Raw genomic sequence first — 19577 nt, forward strand, 5'->3', positions numbered from 1 at the left:
ATGAACATTCAAAGAGCACAAGAAATCATCGCTTCGCCCACCATGGTTAACGTGACCTATCAGGGGGATCAGATCTATATTCAAAACGTTGATGAACAGACGGAAATGGCTAGAATCTATACGCTTGACGAGCCTGAGAAGGAATGTACGGTCCCTCTGCACAATTTAATTGAACAATAGTAACATACAAAAAAAGTCGTCTCCGCTGCGGGGGCGACTTTTTTAGAACCGAATGTATAAACCAGTAGTCCTTCTGAATACAGTTTGCAAACAAGAACTTGATAACAAAATAACAAGAACTTTATCAAAGCGCGACGATATTGAAGCACATGCTGCAATTCGTGCAATTTATAGATTAACGAACAGCTAATCGCGAGGGGTTTGCTCCCAAACAATATGAACCTTCAATTCCACTAAATAACGTGGTTTTGAAGGTTCATTTGTATGCTTTACGAGATGTTCTTACCCAGGCATATCCTTGTGGACAGCCCCATTTTTAGCCACGGTATTCGCTGCCGGACTGTCGATGGCGCCCTTCGATGACGACTGATACAAGAAGAGGGCATCCGATCCGGGGTACAGCTTCGCATGCGCCCCTGGTTCCCTCTGCTTTCACATTCCCTGTCTGCCATTTCAATATACAGCGATTCTTAGCTGGCTGGGCTGGCTACCGCCGATGCGTCCCTCATCGGGCTCACCGTTTGCTTTACTGCCCAGCCTGCGCAGGCCTTGCGAATTTGATTTCGATAATAGCGTTCCAGTTGCTGTTGGAATTGCCCTTCGCGTTATAGCGAATATAGCGGGCCTTCGTATTCGTTGGGAAGCTGAACGTTTCGTAGACGAAGGCAGCTTGGCCGCTGCCCTCACCATTCTGAATGACGGGCGTCCAATTCTCGCCATCCTCGGATACATCGATACCAAAATACGCTTTTCGCTCGTTGCCCTTATTGAACATAATCTCCATGTCGGCTACGGTCTTGACTGACCCGAGATCGTAAATGACCCAGTGATTCGTGCCTTCCACCGACCATAACGTCTCCACGTTGCCATCGTAGCTTTTATCAGGCGTAGTATCCTCGAAATAGCCGCTGCTTGTGCTTACTGTAATCGGAATATAATCCTTGGCGGGCGCCGGAGGCGTCCCCGGCTGCACGTAAATGACGTTCGCGAACGTATCCCTGGAGATCGCTGCAAAATACGTATCCGACAGCACCGTCGCCGGAACGAGCAGTGTCTCACCATACACCGACGCAGCGACGGTCATCGCGACGGGCGCATTGTCCCAGTACGCTGTCGAAGCGCCGTTAGCAATGCTCAGCGTGTGCCCGTCTTTTTCCGCTGTCATCGTATCGGTCTGGTCGTCCCAGGCCCAATCCACACCAAGCTTGCTCAGAACAGGCTGAGCAGGAAGCAGCAGCTCCCCGTTCTGAAGCTTTGCCCCGGTCTCCGAATAGACGAACCGATTGTTTACGCGGATGTACATCTCGTCGTTCACAGTCGGCTCAACCGGGATAACCGGACGGACGGCGTTGGCATTTTTGTAGGTCAGCGTGTAAGCGCCCGCCTCCCCACGGAACACGGCAATGCCTCCGGCTTCCGTCACGATCGCTTCGCCACTGTTAATCCCGTTCCGCTGGATCGACCAGGTGCCTGCGGCCAGATCAGCCACGGTCATTTCGTACGAGCCACTGCCGCTAAAGGAGAAAGCCACATCGGCGGAGGTTCGGCCCTTCGCTTTGCCGAAGACGACAACGCGGTCCGCGACGACGGCCCCTGCGACGTTCGCCGTCTCAATCAGGGATACCGGCAGCGACGCCGTGTCCGGGCTGGCGTCGCCCACCTGAAGTACGTTCAGGAAATAATCCTCAGCTTTGGCCGTTTGTGGGGAAAGCTCCATTCGCCAGCCGCCCCCTTCGTTGTTGCCGCCGGCAACCGTCAGCGCGTCGTAGTTGACGCCGTCCACCATAAACTCCTGGCCCGGGCCGCCGATCTTCTGAATTTGGGCGTCGCTCGCCTGAGGCAGCATCGTATCGACCGTCAGCTTGCCGTTGTAATCGTACCGCTCGTTTTTGAACACTGTCCGGTTGCCGTTAATTTCAGGCTCCTCCAGACCGTGCAGCAGCCACGTTTTCTTAAAATTCGGGTTCACGGACACGACGCGGTCGAACACCACCATCGCCGCCGGATGTGCGTCGTCCTGCAAATTCAGGAACATGAAGCTTCGTTCGTAATCGGATATTTTATTCGAGTACGCCTGGGTCAAATCGCCCTTCAGGTAAGAATAGTTCGGCTTTATCGGGTCCTCACCGTATTCATGCCCCATAATCCCGGCCGTTCGGTAACCGTTCGCCGTGTTTTGCAGCTCCTCCAGCGTCTTCGGTTCCTTGCCGTTGTTCGGAATGCGCTGCCCGCCGTCATTGGCGCGGTTGTTGCCCGAACGAACGAACGTTTCGTTCGGATCGTAGACGAGCATGGTGTTGTGCGCAATCGAACGCTTATTGTAATCCAGGTCGTGCGGGCTTCCGTATCCCGTGCTGCCATTATTGGTCTGGCTGGACACCGTCTTCAGCGCAGCCTGATAGTAGCCGGAATCGGTCGCGAGCGCGCCTTTATAATAAATTTGGAAGGACCCCGCATCCAGATGCTGATGGTTGGCAAACCACCATTCGTTCACCTCCATTTCCGCTACGACCGCGGGTGCGTCCACGCCATCCTGCCAGCCGGTGCGGGCGATCATGCCGCCCTTCGGTGATGGATAATACATCGTCAGAGGCAGCTCGCTGACCGGGCGTCCACCCAAATCTGGATCGTTAAAAACAAGAAATTCAACCGGATTAAGCGACTGATTGCTTGTCGGAGACGGCAGCTTTAAATATGGCAGCTCGCGCATCCCTTCCCCTTTCAAATACGGATCGCCGAAGTAATTGCCGGTCAGCAGCATCGAGCGATAGAACGAAGCGTCGTACACGCCGACCGCGTTGTTGTTACGGCTGCCGTCTCCATCGCGCAGCAATTGGCCATCGGGACGTCTGGCGTAGAGCGGCCAGTACAGCGCATATTGCTGATCGGGACCAAAAACCTCGGGATGCCCGGCGCGGTCGTAAAGCCAGGTCGCCAATATTTCCCACTGAAAGCGGTACTGCATATAATGCTCGCCCTGATTGTGCATGTGCGCCGGGTACATAAATAATTTCGGCTCAATATATTCCGCAAAAAAGCGTCCGACCGTATTCTGAAAAATATCGGGTCGCTCATCATACATCGCGATGCCCGCAGCCGCGAGATCGCGCATGAGTTGGCCTTCCACCCCATGACCAACGACGGCCCCCTGATTGATCGGCGGCCAGCCGATCTCCATGAGCGACGCCGCAGACGTCACGAAATTGGCGAACAGCGACTGATCTTCGCGCGTCAGCAGCGGATAGCACCAGTCGTACACCTCCGCGGCGACAAATACGGTCTGCCCCTGTCCGTTATAATCGCCTGAGGTGAACTTGACCGTCGTCATAAAATTGCGCATCGCGGCGATCGCGCTCAGACCCACCTGCGAATCGCCGCGCATCGCGTATTCGAACGCGCGGCTTTCGATGACGCTGAGCGTCGCGGCGCTAAAGTTGGTGCTTGCCGAGGTGGCGGGCAGGCTGCCGTCCACGGTCGAAAGCAAATTCGTCTGGTGCTTGACCAGCGCGTTCACATTTTGCGGCTTGACGCTGTTCGCGAGTATGCCTGGAATATCCGCGCTTCTGAAATAAATCCGCGGATGCCCCGCCGGCGGCGCAAATTGCGTTGGCATCGGGTAAGCTGGCTCTACGTACTCGTCGCCGCCGGGGTTATAAAGCACATCCGCGGTGACGTAGAGCGCGTCCATCTTCAAAGCGCCCTCGCGGTGGTACAACTTCAGCGCATTCGTGCCTGCACCGAGCGCCGTCGTTTTGACTCGCACCCAGATAAAGCCGCCGTCCTCGCGGACCGGGAAGCTGGTGCCGTAGAGCGCGCTGTTCAGCGCCTCGTCGTTGAAGCCGATATAGAACGAATCGGCGGAGTCCCTCTCCGCATTACCCCGGAGCCAAACGTAGTACGTACCCGCAGCGCTCATCTTGAACGGCAGCACGATTTCCGGCATTTTGCTATCGGGATCGGTCAGATTGCCGCTCGACACCGTATCCGAAATATATTTGCCGCCGGAAGCATATACACTTTCTTTCACCGTGAAGTTTCCTTGAAACGGCGTATCCTCCAGCTCGATTTTCGTATCCAGCGCGTACGTTGGCGGCGGCGCGGTGGAACCGGGGTCGTACAGCACGTTGGACGTCACATAAATTGCGTCCATTTTGAGCCCCTTCTCGCGGTGGTACAGCTTCATCGTATTCGTGCCCACGCTGAGTGCCACCGTTTTGACCCGAACCCAGATAAAGCTGCCGTCCTCGCGAATCGGAACACCCGTACCGTACGGGCTGCTGTTTAACGTTTCGTTGTTGAAGCCGATATAGAACGTGTCCGATCCGCTGCCCGCGGCGGTGGCCCGAAGCCACACGTAATAGACACCAGCCGTGCTGATCGTGAAGGGCAGCACAATCTCCGGCGTTTTGCCGTCGGGATCGGTCAAATTACCGCTCGACAGCGTGTCCGATATATATTTGCCGCCGGAAGCGTATACACTCTCTTTCACCGTGAAGTTTCCTTGAAACGGCGTATCCTCCAGCTCGATTTTCGTATCCAGCGCGTACGTTGGCGGCGGCGCGGTGGAACCGGGGTCGTACAGCACGTTGGACGTCACATAAATTGCGTCCATTTTGAGCCCCTTCTCGCGGTGGTACAGCTTTAGCGTATTCGCACCCACACTGAGTGCAGCCGTTTTGACCCGAACCCAGACAAAGCTGCCGTCCTCGCGAATTGGGAAGCCGGTACCGTACGGGCTGCTGTTTAACGCTTCGTTGTTGAAGCCGATATGGAACGTGTCCGAGCCGCTGCCCGCGGCATTGGCCCGAAGCCACACGTAATAGACGCCTGCGGTGCTGATCGTAAAGGGCAGCGAAATCTCCGGTGTCTTGCCGTCGGGATCGGTCAAGTTTCCGCTCGACACCGTATCCGAAATATATTTGCCACCGGAAGCGTATACATTTTCCTTCACAGTAAAATTGGACGCAAACGCCGTATTTTCCAGCTCGATCGTCGTATTCAATGCGTAGTTTCCTTCGTCAGCGTGCGCTGACGGTGTCGGCAGGAAAGCGAAAATACCGCATTGAACGAGCAGGCAGCAGCAAAGCAGCGCCGCTAGCATGCGTCTTGCACGCTTGTTCATCAGCAAATCCTCCTTTAAATCGTTTATTTTCCTTCACGGCTGCAGAGCGGGCTGGAGGCTGGGCTCTACCCCTGCCTCCGGTATTCGCTGCGCCGCTTGCGAATGCAGTCCGCAATCTCCACGGATTGCAGCGCGGACACCACCTCCCCTTCGGGCTTTCTTCCGGTCGCCAGCGCCAGCAGGAACGATTCGTTCTCCTGATAGAAGCCGTTGCTCACCGACATGTCATCGGCCGGGCCAAGCGCGTCGCCGCGAATTTCCTGCTCCTCCCTACCGCCTGTAAACCGCCTGATCCGGCCCGGCCAATCGACAGAGTGCCAGACCGGCAGCTCGGCAAAATAGGTCTTGTTCAGCAGGCTGACCGACGCCCGCTCCATAATAAGGCCCTCCGCCGGACAAAAGCTGAGCCGCGCCGACGCGCCCGAAACCATGCGGGCGTGCAAAAACACATTCGCTACGCCGGGTCCGAGCTCGGGTAGCTCCTGATAAGCAAACACAACATGCTCATAGTCCGAGCCGGCGATAAACTGCACGGCATCGATGCCGTGAATGGCCGTTTCTGCAAAATCCTCGTCCCGCCGATTGTGACGATACATATCGTACCGGATCGAGCGGATGTCCTCCGGCCGGTGCGCTTGCTCCAGCAGCTGCTTCAGTTCCATCATCACCGGCATATACCTGCGATTGAACGCCACCCGGTTCGCGGCCCCGCTGCGCTCCGCCGCTCGGACAATCGCCTCCGTCTCCTCGCGGTTCAGACCGGGCGGCTTCTCCACCAGCAGCGGGTACCCCTGCTCCAGAATGGCAACGGCCAGTCGGGCGGTCAGATGGCCGGGCACGAGGAGGCAGACGACATCCGGCCTCTCTGCCTCCAGCATGGCCGCCAGGTCGGTATAATGCCTGCCGAAGCCGAACTTGGCGGCAAAGTCGGCCGCCTTGCCCTCCTCCTTGTCGCAGCAGGCGGCGAGCCGCAGGCCGGGATAGGCCTGGGCCAGCCTGCGGTAAGCGGGGCCGTGGACGGACTCCGCGATGTGGCCACAGCCGACGAGGCAAATCGATAATTGCATACTCTTCTCCTCCGATTAGCGATGCCTGAATTATTTGCTTTCCGCCTTATACCGCGCATAAGCACTGTTATACGCGTCGAGCACCTTTTGCAGGTTCATCTTGTTCATTTCCTCCAGATGCTTATCCCACGTAGCATCGACGTCCTGAGCGCCCATCAGTCCTTTCTGCTCATATTCGTCGAGGAACGGTGTTAGGTTGACCATCGCGTTGTCGATCGTCTTTTTCTCCTCGGCGGTAAAGGTGAGCACGGGGAACGGCTTCGCCAGCCAGTTGCTTTTTTCGTACATCGTAAAGCCGTTCTTGCCGATGTCGTTCATCGAATTCAGCTCGCCCGCCAGCGAGCCACGGCGGCCGATTTCGTAGCCTGCCCCAATGCTCCGCAGAAAGTTCGGAAATCCACCGGAGTGGGACAAGGCCACAGGCTTCGGAACGGGCTCGTTGTTCACCAGCTCGTAATGCGTGCCCTCCAGACCGAAGTTCATCAGCCGTTCTCCTGTCGGGCTAAAGAAAAAGTCCATATACCGGATAACGGTGACAGGGTCCTTCGCCTGCGCGGAAATGCCCCACGCGTACGAATGGATCGGCTCGCGGGTATGATTGAATTTCACCTTGCCCGTGACGTCCGCGGGCGGCGCCATCGCCACAAAATTGATCGCCGGCACCTGAGCCTTCACCGCATCGTTCACCGCCGCTGTGGAGCCAAACCAGTCAATCGTCGCGCCGCCCAAATTGTTACCGAGCAAAAATTGGCGCGCCTGAGAGCCGCGGGTGAAAATTTCCGGATCGATAATGCCGTCCTTATACCATTGGGACAGTTCCTTCAGCGCAGCCCTGTATTCCGGCTCGGCCTTGCCGTGATGCACCTTGTCGTCCTTGCCGACGTACCATTCGTGGTTCGCACCCCATAGCTGGAGCAGCGGCCTGATGCCTTTATCCCGGTAGAAATAAGGAACCTCGTCCTGCTTCCCGTTGCCGTTCGGGTCCTGCTGGCGGAACGCGTACAGTGCCTTCTTGTATTCGTCCAGCGTCGTCGGCGCTTTCAGTCCGAGCTTATTGAGCCAATCCTGCCGGATAAAGAAGCCCATCGAAGGCAGCGCTTTGCCCGGCTCTCCGCCCAGCGTGCCGGTGAGCGTATACAGCTTGCCGTCCGGTCCCGCGCCCGCGCGGCGGGCCTCCGGGTAATCGGCTAAAAATTTCTGGATGTTGGGCGCCTGCTTTGCGATCAAATCGTCAAGCGGGATCAACGCCCCTTGGCTGATGATCGGGTTGATCGTATCACGCTGCCCATGGATCAGATCCGGCAAATCTCCGGAAGAAAGCATAGTATTAAACGCCTGCTTCTCTTCGGTAATCGATTCGTTGGCGACGTTCTTCATCGCCACATTCGTGATTTTGGCCGTTTCCCTCCAGGCGGGCATGTCGCCTTTGGGCGCACCGTTCCCGCCGAAGGCGTAGAACAGCGTCACCGTGATGGGCTTGTCGGTAATTTTGAGCTGATCCTTGCCATTGTAGCCCGATCCCGCGCTTGATTCCTGTGTCGACGTAGCCGTCCCCTTCTCCCCGTCGCTTTGACAGCCGGCGAGCAACGCCGGAACTATGGTCATGAGCAGCGTCAGCGCCGCATATTTTTTTCTCATCTGTAACCAGACCTCCCAAAATGTGTTGAATGTAACAGCTATCAACCCTTAATCGCGCCCACCATAATGCCTTTGACAAAAAATCGCTGAATGAACGGATACAGCACGAGCATTGGTAGCACCGCAATGACGATCGTCGCATAGACGATGGTCTGCTCGGTCATAACGTTGGCGCTGAAATCGATCGCCTCGTTCACGTTGTAGGACACCTCGACGATGAGCTTTTTGAGCAGCACCTGCAGCGGGACCAGACTCTGGTCCTTCAGCAGCAGCATTGACCAGAAGTAGGCGTTCCAGCGGGCGACAAAGTAATACATCGTAATGGTCGCCAGTGCCGAGACGGACAGCGGCAAATAGATGCGGGTCAGAATGACCCAATCGCTTGCTCCGTCCATCTTCGCGGATTCCTCCATGGAATCCGGCACATTTTCAAAAAACGTGCGCAATAAAATGACATTGAATGTGTCGACGGCAAAGCAGAGCAGGATACCGAGACGCGAGTCCAGCAAATGCAAGTTTTGAAAATTTTGGTACACGGGGATCATGCCCGCGCTGAACCACATCGTCGCCAGCACAAAAAACGTAATGACCTTCCTACCCTTCATCCGCCGCTTGGACAACGGATAAGCGCCAAGAATCGTCAGCACCATGCTGACCAGCGTGCCAAATACAGCGTAAAAAATCGTGTTGCCGTAGGCGGTCCAGATGTTCTCCATCTCGATCACCTTATAGAACGAGGCCAACTCGAAGCCAACGGGCAGCAGCGTCACCGCTCCGGTCGCCACCGCCATCGGATCGGAGAACGCGGAGATGATGACGTAATATAGCGGATACAGAGTTACAAACACAAGCAGCAGCATAAGCAGCATATTGAACGCGCCGAATATTTTTTCGCCAGTTGTTCGACTCACCTTTTTGTTCCTCCCGGTAGCGAAGCGTTACATAATGGATACGTCGCTTATTTTTTTGGACAGCCTGTTGGCGCTCAGGACGAGAACCAGTGAGACGAAACCGTTAAACAATCCGACGGCTGTCGACATCGAATAATCCGAATTTTGAATGCCTACCCGGTAGACGAAGGTGCCGATCACGTCGGCGGTTTCATAAGTAATCGGCTGGTACAGCAAAATAATCATCTCATAGCCGATCTGCATGAAATGTCCGATTTGCAGGAGCAGCATAATCCCGATCGTTGGCAGCAGCCCTGGCAGTGTCACATGCTTGATTTGCTTCCAACGCCCAGCCCCGTCGATAGTCGCAGCTTCGTAAAGCGACGAATCGATGGACATCAGAGAGGAAAAATATATAATGGAAGCAAAACCGGCATTGGCCCAAATACCTTGAAGCACGTAAATCGGCTTAAAAAATTCCGGCTTTGTCAAGAAGTATGCGCTTTCAAAACCGAGCTTTTGCAGTAAGATGTTCACAATCCCGATCGATGGCGACAAAAAGTTGACCACCAGTCCGGCAATGACGACCGTGGAAATGAAGTGTGGCATGTACGAGATCGTCTGCACTGCCGTACGGAACATTTTGCTGCGAACCTCGTTGAACAAAATCGCCAGCACAATCGGAATCGGAAACCCAAAGGCCATGTTCATCAGGCTGATCGTCAGCGTGTTGCGGATAATTCGCCAGAAATAAGGGCCGGTAAAAAACTCCTGGAATTTCTCAAACCCGACCCACGGGCTCCTCGCATACCCGAGAAACGGCTTATAGTCCATAAAGGCCATACGCAAGCCGCCGAAGGGCAGGTAATAAAATATAATATAATAGATGACAAACGGAGCCAGCATCAGATACAGCAGCCTGTCTCTGTGCAGGCACACCAGCCATTCCGCCGCACGGCTCTGCGGACCTGCTTGCGGAAGCGAACGGGATTTGGCGGCCAGCTTCAACATTGTTCCTCCTTTCGAGCCTGAAGCGCGTGCTGTCGTATCGGCAGGGCAGTTGAAGTAGAATCGGGCTCCCAATGGAAGCAACGGGGGACATTCGATCCTCCTATTATCGCGCCATGCTTCTCCATGCCTATCCCGGAAGTCACGCTTCTTCTCGCTTGTTATGTCGTTCACCGGCGAACTTCACACTTGAACTGTAGCACTTGGGTAGCGGACTGAAAACCCTTTCTTTGTTGGATAGGCCGAAAAACTTCCGATCGGCGGCCGAATTTGTTACAATTTTATAAATTGGAACATTTTAGGGTGATGGGAGTTCATTTTTTGGATGTTTAGATGTAGTATTTAGAAGCATAGAGATATAAGCGCTAAGCTGCTTGTGCAAACGCTTACCTGTCAGACAGGCAAAGCCGAAGCGGAAGGAAAGGTTTCTTGCCGAAGGCGATGAAGGGGGGACCGGTATGCGCTATTACCGGAAAATGTTTTTCGCTTTTGCCAGTGTCGCGCTGGTCTTTACGTTATTGCTGGAGGCGATTTTCGTCAGCCTGTACTGGATTCCGTCGAGGAAGCAGTTCTCCGTGAATTTGGAACAGACGGCCCGACAGGCAAGCGAATATACCGATTTGCGCCTGCGCTCGCTTCAGGAGACCGGAGTCATGATGAATTTGTCGGACTACACGAGAGCGTATTTGATAGGCAGCTTAAACGGCTATGAACGGCTGCGGTTTGCCCGGTTTGTCAGTCTTCTCTCAGGCACCGTCCCCACGCTGAAGCAGGGAACAGCCGTTACTCGTTACGACGACGATTATGTCATCATGAACAATAGCACCGGAAATCTGGACTTCTTCCGCGCCAGCTTCCATATTCCCGAAGAGCTCCTGACCCGCACTATCGAGCAATTCAATGAAAATAAAAGCGACACGCTCCAAATTTTGAATGTCCAGGATGACGTGGGAGAACGCCTGTATGTGCTCGCCTTCTGCCAATGGGTAGGGCTTCCGCAGCCGCTGTACATATTCAACTCTTACACAACGCAGCAGCTGTTTCATATGAATGCGCTCTCAGATGGCACATTAGCCGTTTATTACAATAACCGTCTCGCTGCCGCCGCAGGCAAGCTGAATGTAGAGCAGTTGACGACGCGGCTGCAAAACGGCACCAACTACGCGGGATTGGATATTCGCCACGCCTCGTCCTCGGTTTCGGGCTTCCGCTACGTTTATTTGGCCGAGCCTCAGCGTATTTTCACTCCCGCGCTGCTCTGGATGTTCGGCGTAGGTCTGGCCGCGCTGGCCGCCAGTCTCGGCATCATGGGACTGATTACCGCAAGGATGTATCAGCCGATTCGCGGGGTGCTGATGACGACCGGCCAATTTACCGCCGGAGACGAAATGGCGCATATCCGCAACACGATCGTCAATCTGCATACGGATGTCGAGGAAATGGCCCAAGCACTGGCGCAGCACAAAGTCGCCCAGGAAAGCAGCGTCCTTCACGATCTGCTGACCGGCGTTATTCCCCCCGAACAGGCTGGGGAGGCGCTGGCGTCATTTCCCGAGCTTCCGGCGAAAGGACCTCTGGTGCTCGTCCTGCTGCGGTACGCACCCACCGCTCCGTTTGCCGGAGGCTTCCATCACGGCGTCACCGGTGAGGCCAGACAGCGACTGGCCAATGCCTTGCAGCAGCATTTTGCGGCCTGCTCCTTTTTCCGTGTGGTGGAGATGAGCTTTGAAAGCCAGGTTTTGCTGCTGCAAGCGGATTGGACGGAGAGCATGACCGAGGGGCTGAAAAATACGATCATCAGCGTCGAGCCGGAATACGGCCTGGACATCAGCGCCTTCATCCCTCCCCCGTGCGAAGGGCTAAAAAATTTGCCCGCCGCTTACCGCAAAAGCATGAAAATGGTGGAAGCCCGGGAATACGCCGGGTCCAACAGCAAGGTGGTCCATTGGGAGGAAGCTCGGACGCCGATGAAAAGCACCGTATATTTTCCGTTACAGGTCGAGCAAAACCTGATTAATTCCGTCATCCACGGTAAAACCGGCGCCTGGCAGTCGGCTGTCAATGAAATTATCGAGACGAACCGGGTCGAACGGAATGCCGCCGTCTCCTCGGTAGCCCTCATGTTCGAAGGAACGCTGAACCGGTTGCTCGACGGCTCGGGCGCGGCCGGACTGGAGCTGACGCATGAGCAGCTTCCCGCGGTCGAGCTCTCGTTCCGCTCCTGCCGCACCTATGAGGAGTTGAAGCAGCAGGCTCAGCATCTCTTCGACGTGCTTGCCTCCCGGTTCGCCTCGGAGCAGGAAAAGTCGAACAGCAGTCTCGCCGATAAGATGCTCGCTTACGTGCATGAGCATTACATGCGCGAAATTACGCTGTTCGATCTGGCGGATTACTTGAACCTGTCGCGCAACTACGTCTCGACGCTGTTCAAAAGCGCCACTGGCTGCAACTTCAAGGATTATATCAGCGAATACCGCTACGGCAAGGCGCGTCAGATGATTCGGGAAAATCCGGATATGCGGATTAAGGAGGTAGCCGAATTGGTAGGATGCAACACAGATGCCCTGTCCCGCCTGTTCATGCGCTACAGCGGCATATTGCCGAAGGAGTACCGCGAACAGGCAAGTCAGGGGTTTGCCGGGTCCGAGGAGTGAGGCGAAGTGCGGGCGCAAATAGCGCAGCCGGCCCAGAATGCTCTGCAGCTCGGGCTATCACAGCCCATGGCTTAAAGCCGCTCATGGACTGCTGGAAAGAACCCCGTTTTGGGACTCGGATAAATTCAGGTTGAGACTACAGTGAGAGACTAAGAATAACCAGCAGTGAATGCCATCTAGAAACAGCCGTTCTGTTAGCTATTGCTAACAAACGGCTTATTTGTCCTGAGTTGTTATGAAAAAATGTCTCATCTACTATTATACCATTCATAAAGTCAAGATAAGTATGTGATGAAGCTGACGAATCAGGTTTCCTCAAGCCGTCTCACATTGCCTTATACTAAATCAATCGTCGGCAGTTCATTTACAGACTTTACTGGCGGATCTATAGCTTGCCCATTGTCACGAACCAATGTGTAATATTCATAGTTACCGATAACTGTAAAGTCAGACTCCATAACACCGGGATAAGCACGATTTACCGAATACACCTGACTTTTGTGAGCTTGTAACGCCTGACCCTTGTGGATGCGATAGTCGCTAATATCCACTTTACTCGTTATGAGGCACTTGTTTGATGGTCCCGAGTCCTGACAATGATCATAATAGTGCGGAATTGATGTATACAAAAGTCTCGGGAGCTTGGAAGCAGGATACTGCTGTTCTGCTAAAATGACGGCTTTCTCCGTTGCCAGTGAAATCGTAATGTGATCTGCATGTCCAGTGACACCATCCGGCGGGAACGTCACGATGACGTCGGGTTCCAGCTCTATGATCGTTGTCCGGATTCGATCAACCAGCTGATCCATATCCTGTTCGATTAAACTTCCATCGGGATAACGATATAAAATTAACTCAGTAACTCCCAGAATCGAACAAGCCTTTCGCAATTCTTCTTCGCGGTGTAGGGCCAACTGCTCTCGAGTGGCAAATTGGAACTCCCCTGATTTGCCCTTACATCCCGATGTGGCGCATAGCAAGGTAACCTCATGTCCAAGGTGATGAACCTTGGCTATGGTACCTCCAGCCGCAAAAGATTCATCATCTGGATGAGGAAATATAAACAGCAATTTTTGTTGCGAATGGTTCTTCAATTCCTTCAACTCCTTGCCTATGTTTCTGATTGATGGAATGTGGACTTCAGATAAGATAATCCCATCGCCATAACACCGTAAATAGGGTCTTTCTTTGCCGTATCCAGCTGAGCCAACGGAGCAAATTCTTTAAGCTTGTGGATTAAAATATCACCAACGAGGTTTTCGTTTTGCAAGACGCCACCCTGTAAGATCATCGTAAACGGTTTATCCATTAATTGCAATTGCTTAATGACTGCACGGACTCCGAGAAATAATTCATGACCGGCATCAGTCAAAATATTCACAGCTTCCTGATCACCCGCGGACGAGGCCAGGCTTACCAAACGGGATAGTTCTCCTAATTTTTCTACTGAATAATCTGAGCTGTACACCCAGTTAAATAAGTCCTCTGCATCGCTCATGCCCAAATGAGGGAAAACCCATTCTCCTAGCCTTGTCGCCTCCCCTCTCCCGTCATGAGCTTTAAGAATAGCTTTTACCGCTTGTTTACCTATCCAGTAGCCGCTGCCTTCATCCCCAACCCGATGACCCCATCCGCCGGCTCTCGATGTTTCACCGCGTTCATTGATACCGAACACAATCGATCCGGTACCAGCGATGACAAGGATTCCCGGTTGTCCCGCTGTCGCCCCTAACAATGCCGCAAATCCATCATTTTCTACGACTAAATGCTTAACCTGAATATGCAGATGCTCCAGAACTTCTTGCACCATACCCATAATAATTTGCCTGTCATAGGCTGTATCCAGCCCTGCCAATCCAAACACTGCACATTCGATTTCGATTTCCGAATCATTCACGGAAGCTCCAGCGCCTTTTCTTAAATCCACTATTGCTTCCTGTATGCCGCTGATTAATTCCAGCACGACAGCGTCCCTGCCAATCCCTTGATAATTACAAGAACCGGCCTTTCCCTGTCCCAACGTATTGCCCATTGCATCCATGAATACGACAAGACACTTCGTTCCTCCCCCATCAATGGCAAGGAGAGGAATTGTCAATTTCCCCATCAGGCTTCACTCCACCCATGAATCACTTGGTCCAGATGTTGAAGGGCACGCTCATTGTTCCCCCGGGTTTCTTGCAGCCATTGAAGATGAGACGATTGCTGGGTTTTCCGCTCTTCGATCATTCGCTTCATTTCCTTTGGACTTGGGCCACCCGGTAAAGAACGAATTTCCACAAAATGGATAGGATCCAATGCCTTGCGTAACGTATCCACTTGTAATGACACATCGCGCCCGATCACCTGCTGAGCGATTTCGTTAACCAAAGGCAATGTAATCTCATTAGCTGCCAGCCCGTCAGATAGTGCCTTTTTCACAACGCCACTGACAATATGATGAGCTTTTCTAAAAGATAAACCATCCGTTCTGACCAAGGTGTCAGCCAGTTCTGTGACAGTTGCAAAGCTTTTTTGTGTACGCTTGAGAAGTACCTCTTTGTTTACTTCCATCGTTCCGATCACAGCCGCTAATAAACGATACATTTTATCCATAATATCCATACTTTTCCATGCATAAGGCTGCATATCGTCTTCTGTATCTACAATATCACCGAATGGTGTATTATGAATCATCGTCAAGACCGTGTTCGTATTTCCTACGCAGCTGGATAATAAAGCACGCATATGTTCCAATGAAACCGGGTTCCGCTTTTGCGGCATGATCGAGCTGATTTGGACATAAGGAGCCGCTACCTTTAACACAGCAAACTCTTGGGTGCACCATAATAAAAGATCCTGTACGACCCGCCCCAAATTGATCGCCGCCAGTTGAATGGTCGTTGCGACTTCTCCTAAATAATCAGCTCCGCTAATCGCATCATACGAGTTTTCGATAAGCTCATCAAAGGCCAATAATTCCATCATCTTGTCCCGGCTAACGGCAAAACCGGATGTGGTCAATGCTGCTGCTCCCATGCTGCTCCGATTACAATTGGCATAGGCCGCCATCATACGGCGAATGTCTCGGTTCAATGAATCGACTACCGCCATGATGTAATGAGCGAGAGTCGTAGGCTGCGCTTGCTGCGTATGGGTATAACCAATCATGATCGTTTCCACATGATCCTGAGCAAACAAAAGCAGATGTTCCTTTAAATGAAGGGCAGAGGAAAGAGTGATCAGTAATTTCTCTCTCAGGACCATCCGGTAAATGGAGATGCCCATATCATTGCGACTTTTGGCAAGATGCAGATTGCCTGCTACATCACCTGCCAGCTGCAGCAGTTGATCCTCCACTTGGAAGAATAGATCCTCGAATTCGCCCGTATAGGTGGAGGTGCGCAGAGCCTCTAAATCGACCTTTTGAATAGCTTTGGCTATTTGCTTCGAATCATCTTCCGTGATCAAGCCTTGCTCCTGGAGCATAATTAAATGTGCTTTATTGATTGCCATCATGGGGCCTAATAAATGCTCCTTGGCCTCGTTGAATGCAGGCTCCAACACGACTTCTGTATACGTCTTCCCAGGAAAGGAGGTTCCTTCCGTATTCATTAATTTTTCACGATATCCCATGCTGATCTTCCTCTCCGTTTGTTCCATTTCTCATTTCCAACCATTTTTTGATAAGCTTATTCATATTTTGGGCTGCTTCATCCACAATCAATTGGCCAGCCTCCAGGGATGTTTGCTGGATTCTGCCTGTATAGCCATCCCAGCCTTGCGGCGTTCCTTCCACTAATACATAAGGCAAGGAGGATAAAGGAGGGCATGAATCTAATTCCAAATCCGATTCCTGTACGGAAACCAATTCAGGACAAAAGGCTTTGACGGCAGACATTTCATAGGGACCACCGTGTCCTCTCCCTGCGGTTCCTTGAAAAATACCCATTTGCTCCGTAAATTGAATAGTTGCCATCTGCCACCAGTTGATTAAGAGAAAGCTTGCATCTCTATATTTGCCTGTAACTGACTCTGCAACCGTTCGGGAAGGTCCCATATTGGCATCATGAGCATTTAACAAAACGATATTACGTATGCCCAACTGACAAATTCCTTCTACGATGTCTGATAAATAGTCTATGAAGACAGATGGACGAACAGATACCGTACCTGAATAGTGTTGGGTTTTCCCGGGACAAGAAGTGAAGGGGACCGTCGGATAAACTAAAGGCCCCAGCGCAGGATCAATCCGCTCCCCAAAGCCCTTTGCCAAAATAATATCGGTTCCCAATGGGGAGTGCGGACCATGATATTCCACAGATCCTAAAGGAACCACCGCAAATTGTACCCCTTCCATTACCCGACTGATCTCTCTCCCGTGAACGTTTATTACATTCATATTCCCCTTAAACCTCCGCATCTTGGTACATTTGGAGGAACCTGCAGCAGGCCCTCCAAATGAAAACTTGATTATTGCTTTTGGCTAATCATATTGACGAACATTCGGATCGAGCCTGGAACCAGCGATGGAATTTCGCGATACCAAACCAACGTGCTGTATGTGTATATGCCTTTTCCGTATGGTGCAGTTAAGAAGGTGCCCGTAAATTCCTTTTCTCCCGGATCTCCGTTAGAAATCAACTCGGTATACTCCTTGCCCCATTCTGAAGGATTGTAGGCGGAACGATCTTGAATCCAATTGTTCCAATCTGCTGCCTCAATTTTGTTCGGATAATTAAACATCGAATGATCCGGCGCCAGCATCGTCACTTTAGAACTCTCATCAGTGACTCGCCATTGTATAAGCGGCTCCCCGATCTTGATCGGATAAGGTGCGAGTTCCGGCTTCCATTTGTCTTCCGGCTTATGGTATTGAACAACAAGGTTCCCCCCGTTTTTCGCATAATCCAATAACCGCTGATTGCTTGGAATTAATTCTGGACGGAATGCGTATGCACGAATGCCAAGAACGATCGTATTGTATTGGGATAAGTCCCCAAATTGAATATCCTTCGCTTCCAGCTTCACGACATCAACACCCAATTGACGCAAATACTGATCAATATTGTCAAATCCGCTGGATACATAACCCACTTTCAGATTTTGAGGAACTGCCAGATCGAAAGCCTCGATTTTGAGCTCCGCAGGCTGAATCAGGTATGTTTTGCCGATATGCGGATATTCGATCACTTGAGCGCCTCGTGTGCTTTCAACATCCCCACTCTTAGCAACTGCCATAATCGAGTATTTGCCTGTTTCTACATGAGAAGAGGCTTTAACCGAAAAAGCAACCGATTTGGTTTCGCCCTTGGATGCAAAGTTTACTTCTTCTACTGCTGGCTCAACCGTCCATCCTTCCGGTACATTTAATGAAATAGAAGTCTTGGATGCACCTGGTGTATAATTGCGTACCGTTACTTTCACCGGAATCGGTTCTTCCGTCTTCAATGTATTTAATACCGTTGCACTTGGACTGAGTGACATCGAATACGGCGGTAGAATGGCAACTGCATTCTGCGGAGTCACCTTTAGCTTACTCACCGTATCAAACGCTTGATAGGATACATCGGCATTAAGAATAGAAGCGTCATACGGCTTAAACTCTGCTGCGTTTTTAGGTATAGTCACATCAAATGTAGTCGAAACCGTCTGGTTGTAGCTAATACGATCAAAGCTATCTGCTCCCGCCGGTATCGCTGTCCAACCCTCAGGAACATTCAAACCTAAGCGGATTTTAGTCAATTCCACGGAACCGCCATTAAAGGCAGAAACCACGACTTTAGTCGTTTGGCCCGCTACCAGCTCACCTGTAGCTGGCGTCACCTTGGCAACTACAGATGCTGCTTCCATACTGGCTTTATTCAATTGTCCTTCTTTGACATGAAGTCGATATAATAAGTCCTCTTTGGTTGCTTTGTTCAGGTCAGATGCATTTACATCATTTAAAACATTTTGAACATCTGTTTTCATTTCATGCACTTCGCGAACAACCTTGGCAAAGGTTGGATAGGCTGCAATCACCTTATCCGCATCTTGTTGAAGCACGCGCAAACCCTTGGTCACTTTTTTGTCCTTATCCACGGATTCAATTTCTTTGGCCAAATCCTCAAAGGAATAAGCAATCCCATCGAAGAAGTTGTCTTCTTTATCCTTGGACTTAACAGTAGCTGCTTCCAGCTTGTAGTAATTACTGAATAAATCCGGTTTCACAGGACCTTCATCATAGTTCTTGCCCATGCCTTGGCTTTTGTGCATGAACCGCGACTCTTCCCCTAGCTGTAAATAAGAAGCCCCATAGATTTCATCATAATCGCCTATAGGCACAATTACGCTATAATCCTTGGAATTAGCCGGCAAATACATTTTCTTTACCTGCCATGGCTGCAATCCTTTTTTCAGGTGCTCTGGGTATATATCCGGGTTTGCAGCATCTTTAAAAGCTCGAACCGTAATCACATTGATTGCTCTATGATGTCCATGCGTTGAGTTCTCATTTAAAAATGATGGGATGATAACATCCGGGCGCAATTCACGTATTTTGCGAATCAATCTTTCATATACCACGGAATCTCCCCATTTTTCTAAAGTCTCATCTGGACTTTTGGAAAAACCGAAGTCAAAAATCGCGTCATTGATGCCTTCACTCAGCATCCCGAGAGTAACATTGGTGACTTTGGAAGCTTCTTGCAATTCACGGGATCTAATAATACCCAGGGCATTACCTAACTCGCTGCCAATTTCGTTTTGTCCACCTTCCCCACGGTTCGCAATAATGCTGGACGTGTTCACCCCTTTTCCCAGAGTGAGGTACGCAAGCGTAGCGCTATGCTCGTCGTCCGGATGGGCACCCGTGTTCATGGCACTTGCAATGGTCGTAAGCGGTTTGATTGATTTCCATAGATCGGCTATTCCCCGGTCTGCGTGTGCAGGCTGAGTCGCTGCAAATGAGAGCAGTAGACTTCCAGCCATCGCCACACTCGTGACAGTCGCAAACCATTTTGAGACAGACTTCCGTTTTCTCAATCTTACTCCTCCT

Annotated in this window: 12 protein-coding genes; 2 read left to right on the top strand and 10 right to left on the bottom strand. The window is 51.9% G+C overall.

Annotated features, from left to right (window positions below):
- Positions 1-180 carry an H-type small acid-soluble spore protein gene (locus tag OB236_RS16245; RefSeq protein ID WP_240414432.1) on the top strand — a complete coding sequence of 60 codons (180 nt, stop codon included), beginning with the start codon at positions 1-3 and terminating at the stop codon, positions 178-180.
- 526 nt (positions 181-706) lie between these two features.
- Here OB236_RS16245 and hepB read toward each other — a convergent pair.
- From hepB to OB236_RS16270, 5 genes are all read right to left on the bottom strand, one after another.
- The gene (gene hepB, locus OB236_RS16250; protein ID WP_262684922.1) at positions 707-5302 is read right to left on the bottom strand and encodes a heparin/heparin-sulfate lyase HepB; all 4596 of its coding nucleotides are present in this window, start codon (positions 5300-5302) and stop codon (positions 707-709) included.
- Between the two features lie 65 nt (positions 5303-5367).
- On the bottom strand, positions 5368-6369 hold the full coding sequence (locus tag OB236_RS16255) for a Gfo/Idh/MocA family protein (RefSeq protein WP_262684923.1): 1002 nt from the start codon (positions 6367-6369) through the stop codon (positions 5368-5370).
- Between the two features lie 30 nt (positions 6370-6399).
- Entirely contained in the window at positions 6400-8007 is a 1608-nt protein-coding gene (locus OB236_RS16260) for an extracellular solute-binding protein (RefSeq protein ID WP_262684924.1), read from the bottom strand.
- 41 nt (positions 8008-8048) lie between these two features.
- Positions 8049-8918 carry a carbohydrate ABC transporter permease gene (locus tag OB236_RS16265; RefSeq protein ID WP_262684925.1) on the bottom strand — a complete coding sequence of 290 codons (870 nt, stop codon included), beginning with the start codon at positions 8916-8918 and terminating at the stop codon, positions 8049-8051.
- A 27-nt stretch (positions 8919-8945) separates the two neighbouring features.
- Entirely contained in the window at positions 8946-9908 is a 963-nt protein-coding gene (locus tag OB236_RS16270; RefSeq protein WP_262684926.1) for an ABC transporter permease, read from the bottom strand.
- Positions 9909-10363: 455 nt separating this feature from the next.
- Here OB236_RS16270 and OB236_RS16275 point away from each other — a divergent pair, with 455 nt between their 5' ends.
- Positions 10364-12559: a helix-turn-helix domain-containing protein gene (locus tag OB236_RS16275; RefSeq protein ID WP_262684927.1), complete on the top strand. Its 2196-nt coding sequence runs from the start codon at positions 10364-10366 to the stop codon at positions 12557-12559.
- Positions 12560-12894: 335 nt separating this feature from the next.
- Here the strand turns inward: OB236_RS16275 and OB236_RS16280 are convergent, their stop codons facing one another.
- From OB236_RS16280 to OB236_RS16300, 5 genes are all read right to left on the bottom strand, one after another.
- Positions 12895-13653: a PIG-L deacetylase family protein gene (locus tag OB236_RS16280; protein ID WP_262684928.1), complete on the bottom strand. Its 759-nt coding sequence runs from the start codon at positions 13651-13653 to the stop codon at positions 12895-12897.
- Between the two features lie 17 nt (positions 13654-13670).
- A complete protein-coding gene (locus OB236_RS16285; protein ID WP_262684929.1) occupies positions 13671-14666 on the bottom strand; it encodes an N-acetylglucosamine kinase in 996 nt (331 codons plus the stop codon).
- Complete coding sequence (gene argH, locus OB236_RS16290) at positions 14666-16174, bottom strand: argininosuccinate lyase (protein ID WP_262684930.1); 1509 nt, start codon at positions 16172-16174, stop codon at positions 14666-14668. The genes OB236_RS16285 and argH overlap by 1 nt, the downstream gene beginning before the upstream one ends.
- Positions 16161-16940, bottom strand: a complete 780-nt coding sequence (locus OB236_RS16295) for a creatininase family protein (RefSeq protein ID WP_262684931.1) — start codon at positions 16938-16940, stop codon at positions 16161-16163. Before OB236_RS16295 ends, argH begins: the two co-directional genes overlap by 14 nt.
- A 71-nt stretch (positions 16941-17011) precedes the next feature.
- Positions 17012-19564: an NEW3 domain-containing protein gene (locus tag OB236_RS16300; protein ID WP_408638484.1), complete on the bottom strand. Its 2553-nt coding sequence runs from the start codon at positions 19562-19564 to the stop codon at positions 17012-17014.
- Positions 19565-19577 lie beyond the last annotated feature (13 nt).

Source organism: Paenibacillus baimaensis, assembly GCF_025567575.1.